Annotated in this window: 2 protein-coding genes; both read left to right on the top strand. The window is 65.6% G+C overall.

All coding sequences use genetic code 11. The features are described from left to right. Nucleotides 1-1,179: a cellulose synthase complex periplasmic endoglucanase BcsZ gene (gene bcsZ / locus PQQ51_RS29575; RefSeq protein WP_408500741.1), complete on the top strand. Its 1,179-nt coding sequence runs from the start codon at nt 1-3 to the stop codon at nt 1,177-1,179. Next, entirely contained in the window at nt 1,170-6,002 is a 4,833-nt protein-coding gene (locus PQQ51_RS29580) for a cellulose synthase subunit BcsC-related outer membrane protein (protein WP_408500742.1), read from the top strand. The genes bcsZ and PQQ51_RS29580 overlap by 10 nt, the downstream gene beginning before the upstream one ends. Nucleotides 6,003-6,101 lie beyond the last annotated feature (99 nt).

Raw genomic sequence — 6,101 nt, forward strand, 5'->3', positions numbered from 1 at the left:
ATGCGGGTCGGAATCAGAAAGACCTACGTGGCGCTGACGCTCGGACTGGCCGCGACCCTGAGTTTCGCCGCCGTGACGAAAGTCGCGCAGAGCGCCGCCACGCCCGGCGCGTGCGGCGACTGGAGCGGCTATCGCAGCTTCGTCGAAAAATTCGTGCAGGCCGACGGCCGTGTGATCGATTATTCGTCGCCGGAATTGAAAACCACCTCGGAAGGCCAGTCGTACGGTCTGTTCTTCGCGCTGGTCGCGAACGATCGCGCGACCTTCGACCGGCTGCTCAACTGGACCCGCACCAATCTCGCGGGCAACCAGTTCGATCCGCAAAACATGCGGCTGCCGTCGTGGCTGTGGGGCAAGAAGGCAGACGGCTCGTTCGGCGTGATCGACGTCAATTCCGCGTCCGACTCCGATCTGTGGATCGCCTACGATCTGCTGCAAGCCGGGCGTCTGTGGAAAGATCCGGGCTATACGCAACTCGGCGAGGCGCTTGCCGCGCAGATCGCGAAGCAGGAAATCACCACGCTGCCGGGCATCGGCCCGATGCTGCTGCCTGGACCGCAGGGCTTCCGGGACAACGGCGTGACGCGCCTGAACCCGAGCTACCTGCCGTTGCCGCTGCTGCGCGCGCTCGCGCGCGAGATTCCGAACGGCCCGTGGGGCAAGCTCGCGGACAACGCGTACAAGCTCGTCAAGACCACCTCACCGCTGGGCTTCGCGCCGGACTGGGCGGCGTGGCAGAACGGCCAGTTCGTGGTCGATCCGAAAGAAGGCGACACCGGCAGCTACGACGCGATCCGCCTCTATCTGTGGGCCGGCATGACGTCGCCCGCCGATCCGCTCGCGAAACCGTGGCTCGCCGCGCTCGGCGGCATGCGCACGAAGGTCGCGCAAACCGGCATTCCGCCCGAGAAGGTGTCGTCGACCAACGGCAGCGCGAGCGGCGAAGGCCCGCTCAGCTACTGGGGCGCGCTGGCGCCGTACTTCAAGGCGCTCGGCGACGAGCACGGCCTCGGCCTCGCGCGCACCCATCTCGCCGCGCTCGACGCCGGCGTGCCGGGCCGCGAACCTGTCTATTACGATCGAGTGCTGGGCTTGTTCGGCACCGGATTCATCGACGGCCGCTATCGTTTCGACGAAGCCGGCCGTCTCGTGCCGAGCTGGAGAAACGCATGCGATTGAGTGCCCTCGCGTTGTCATTGCGCGTCGCGCTGAGCCTCACGGCGGTCTGCTCCGTCTGTTATGTCGCGACGGTTTCGCCCGATGCGCTGGCGCAGGCATCGAAAGATCCGTTGAACGTGCTGATCGATCAGGGCAAGTACTGGCAATCGCATCAGCGCGGCGACCTCGCCGAGCAGGCGTGGCAGAAGGTATTGCGCATCGATCCGAAACAACCCGATGCGCTATTCGGGATGGGCATGGTGCTCGCCGACCGCAAGGACGGCGCCGGCGCGCAGCAATATCTCGCGCGTTTGAAAGCGGTCGCGCCGAACTATCCGAATCTGGATGAACTGGGCCGGCGCCTCGGCGAATCGAGCGTGCGCGATCAGACCGTGAACGACGCGCGGCGGCTCGCGCAAAGCGGCCAGAGCGCGAGCGCCGTGCAGGAGTATCAGCGCGCGCTGAACGGCAAGCCGGCTACGCCTGAATTGCAACTGGAGTACTACCAGGCGTTGTCGGCCACGCCGCAAGGCTGGGATCAGGCGCGCCGCGGGCTCGAACAACTCGCGCGTGACAACCCCGACGATCCGCGTTACGCGCTCGCCTACGCGCAGCATCTGACCTATCGCGACGTTACGCGCCGCGACGGTATCGCGCGTTTGCAAAAGCTCGCGGCGGATAGCAACGTCGGCGCATCGGCGAAGAAAAGCTGGCGCCAGGCATTGTTGTGGCTCGACGCACGGCCGTCGGATGCGGCGCTTTATGAAGCGTATCTGCAAACCGCCACCGACGACGCCGCCGTGAAAGCGCGCTTCGATTCGATGGTGCAGCAGGACAAGGCCGCGCGCGATCGCGCGCAGGAAAACGCCGCTGTCGACTCGCGCGGCCGCACCGTCGCCGACGGTTTCAACGCGCTCGATCGCGGCGATCTCGCTACGGCGCGCGTGAAGTTTTCGGCGGTGCTGGCTAACAGTCCGAACGATACCGACGCGCTCGGCGGCATGGGCATCGCCGCGCTCAAGCAGGAACGCTTTGCCGAAGCGCGCAATTATCTGGAGCGCGCGTCGCGCAACGGCAATCCGGCGCACTGGAAAACCGCGCTCGACAGCGCGACCTACTGGACCTACACGAGCGACGCCATCGGCGCGCGCAGCAACGGCGAATTCGCGAAGGCAAAGTCGCTGTTCGAACGCGCGATCGCGCTGAATCCGTCGGACGTCACCGCGCAGGTGTTGCTCGGCGAAATGCTGCTGTCGAACAACGATCCGGCCGGCGCCGAACAGGCGTACCGGATGGCGCTGCGCCGCCAGGCCGACAATCCCGATGCGATTCGCGGCCTCGTCGGCGCGCTGGCCGCACAAGGGCGCGGCGACGAAGCGCTGCAATTCGCGAATCAGTTGAACACCGAGCAGCAGTCGAAGGCCGGCGGCATCAATCGTCTGCGTGGCGAAGCGCAGGCCGCGCAGGCGCGCGCGGCCGAAGCGCGCGGCGATCTCGGCAGCGCGCGCAGCCTGTTCGAAGACGCGCTGCTCAATACGCCCGACGATCCGTGGCTGCGCCTCGACCTCGCGCGCATTTACGTGCGCCAGGGCGCGGTTGCGAATGCCCGCAGCATGATGGACGGCCTGCTCGCCGCGCATCCGGACATGACCGATGCGCTGTACGCGAGTGCGCTGCTATCGGCGGAAACGCAGGACTGGAGCGCAGGTCTCGCGCAACTCGAACGCATTCCGGTCGCGCAGCGCACCGACGCGATGACCACCTTGCAGCACCGCTTGTGGGTGCATCAGCAGGCCGATCTCGCGACGCGCATGGCCAGGAGCGGCCAGAACCAGCAGGCGCTGGCGACGCTGCGCGCGGCCGAACCGGTCGCGGGCGCCAGCCCCGAACTGATCGGCGTGCTCGGCGCGGCCTATCAGCAGGCCGGCGATCCGAACCGCGCGCTGTCGCTCGTGCGCAGCGCGATGAATGCCGCGCCGGGCAATACCGATCTGCTGCTGCAATACGCGGGGATTCTGTCGGCCACGCAGCAGGAAAACGAACTCGGGATGGTGATGCGGCGGCTGGCGTCGATGCCGTTGACGCCGCAGCAGCGCACGGACTTCGGCAATCTGAATCTGGGCATCGTGATCAAGCAATGCGACGCGGTGCGTCAGCGCGGCGATCTCGCCAGCGCGTACGACGTGATCGCGCCGTGGCTCGCCGCGATGCCGGACAATCCCGATCTGCAAACCGCGCTCGGGCGCCTCTATTCGACCGCCGGCGACGACCGCAATGCGCTGGCGAGCTATCGCGTCGCATTGCAGCGCAAGCCCGACGATCTGAATCTGCTGCAAGCGACGATCACCGCCGCGACCGGCGCGAAGGACTACCGCTACGCCGAATCGCTCGCCAACCAGGCGCTCGCCGCGGCGCCTGGCGATCCAGGCGTGCTCGCGACCGTGGGCCGCATGTATCGGGCGGAGGGCAAACTGTCGCTCGCGTCGACTTATTTGCAGCGCTCGCTGGTCGCCGCCAACACCCCGCTGATGGCCAACTCGCCGCGCACGAACTCGCAGAGCAACGTGCCGCGCGGCTGGGAAGTCGCGATGCGCCGGATCGGCGCGACGCCGCTGCCCGGCACCAATCCTTTCGAAGGCAAAACCGCCACGGTCACGCCGACCGATGCCGACAGCGCCGCGCTCGGCGGCAGCGGTTTCAACGCCGCGCGCGCTTCGCTCCCGTACTCGCAGTCCTCCTTGCCGACACAGACCGTGCCGAACTATCCGCCGCCCACGCAGCCCGCGCCTTATGTTGCGCCCTATGTCGCGCCTTATACCGCGCCTTCGCGGCCGTATGCGCCGAATGCCGCGCCTACCGCCGTGCCTTATAACGCACCGAATCCGGCCGCCAACTCGGGCGGCTACGGTCAGGAAAGCTACGGTTCGAGCCAGTCGGGCGCACCGTTGCAGCCTTACCCGGGACAAGGGCAGCAGCAGATGCCCGCACAGATGCAGCCGATGCAGCAGGCGCCGCAACAGCAGTACAACGCGGGTTATCCGCAGCAAGGGAGTTATCCGCAGCAAGCGCCTTATGGCCAGCAGGCGCCTTATCCGCAGCAGGGGGCGTATGCGCAACAAGCGCCTTATGCACAGCAAGCGCCCTATCCGCAGCAAGCGCCGGACGGTTATGCGGCGACGCCCTGGCCGATGTCGCCGGCTGCGCGTCAGGCACAGGCCAATGCGGGTTCGATGCAGCAGCCGGGTTACGCGGGAACGACCACCCATACGAAACGCGCGACCGGCAAGAAGCAAAGCACGTCGGCCAGCAAACGCAACGCGCAGAATTCGCAGAACTATGCGCGCTCGCCCTACGGGCAGCAGCCGTATCCACAGCAGCAGGCGAACGCAGGTTATTACGCACAGCAGCCGTACCAGCCCTATCCGCCGCAGCAACAAGGTTACGGGCAGCAACCGTATCAGCCGTATGCGCCGCAACCGCCGAATTCCGGCTACTACGCCCAGCAGCAACAACCGTACATTCCGCAGCCGCCGACCGGTTACGCGCAGGCCTATTACCCGCAGCAACCTGGCGCGGGCGGCAACAGCTATGCGCCGTCGAACGTCGCGAATACGCAGACGCTCGGCGTGGCCGAAGAGCTTGCGCAGGTCAATCGCGAGCAGTCGAGCACGGTGTCGGGCGGCCTGATATTCCGCAACCGGACGGGCGAAGACGGCCTGTCGACGCTGACCGACATCGAAGCGCCGGTGCAGGGGCGGATCAAGGCGGGCAACGGCCACATCGTCGTGACGGCGACGCCGGTCACGCTCGACGCCGGCACGGCGGCGGGCAACGTGTCGACGCTTGCGCGATTCGGCGCGGGGCTCTCCAACAGCAGGTCGGAGGCGGCGGCGATTGCCGGCACCAACACGTATGGGAGCCAGAGCGCGAGCGGCGTGGGTCTGTCGCTCGGCTACGAGGGGCGCAGCATCAGCGCCGACGTAGGCGTGACGCCGATCGGTTTCCGCGAGACGAACATCGTGGGTGGCGCGCAATACAACGGCGGCATTACCGACAAGGTGACGTATTCGCTGGCCGTCGCGCGACGGGCGGTGACCGACAGCTTGCTGTCTTATGCCGGCGCGCGCGACTCGGGTTCCGGCCTCGAATGGGGCGGCGTGACGTCGAACGGCGGCCTGGCGAGCCTCGCATGGGACGACGGCACGAACGGGCTGTACGTGAATGGCGCGTACCAGTTCTACCAGGGCACGAACGTGGTGAGCAACAACGCCGTGAAGGGTGGCGGCGGTATTTACACGCGTGTGTTGAAGGATGCCGATCAGACGTTGACGGTCGGAGTGAATACGACGCTGATGCGCTACGCGAATAATCTGTCGTACTACACGTATGGTCAGGGTGGCTATTTCAGTCCGCAGCAATATGTGATTCTGAATTTGCCGGTCGAGTGGACGGGGCGCAATGGCGCGTTTACTTACGACCTGAAGGGATCGATTGGCGTGCAGCATTATCGACAGGATTCGTCGAATTATTTCCCGCTGAGTGGGGATTCGGCGCGACAGACTGCTGCTGCCAACAATGCTGCTTTCGTTGGCACGGGGGTGGATGCCGGTGCGGTTTATCCTGGGCAGAGCAAGACTGGGGTGTCGTATTCTGTTAGCGCAGTTGGCGAGTACCAACTGGCGCCGCAGTTGGCGTTTGGGGCTACCGCTTCGCTCGGGAATGCTTATGAATATCGCGAGTGGCTCGCGGCGGTTTATTTGAGGTATTCGTTCAACAAGCAGACTGGGTTGCAGCCGTTTCCGCCTGCGGCGGTTAGTTCGCCGTATTTGTCTTTGTCGAACTAGGTGTTTTTTTGCCTGCGGCGGGTTTGGTTTTTTTTCATTTCTTGTTGGTTTGCCTGGGTTGCCCCTGTGCGGGGCGGCACTTACTTTCTTTGCCGCCGC

Source organism: Paraburkholderia xenovorans (assembly GCF_046030735.1).
Lineage (GTDB): Bacteria > Pseudomonadota > Gammaproteobacteria > Burkholderiales > Burkholderiaceae > Paraburkholderia > Paraburkholderia xenovorans_A.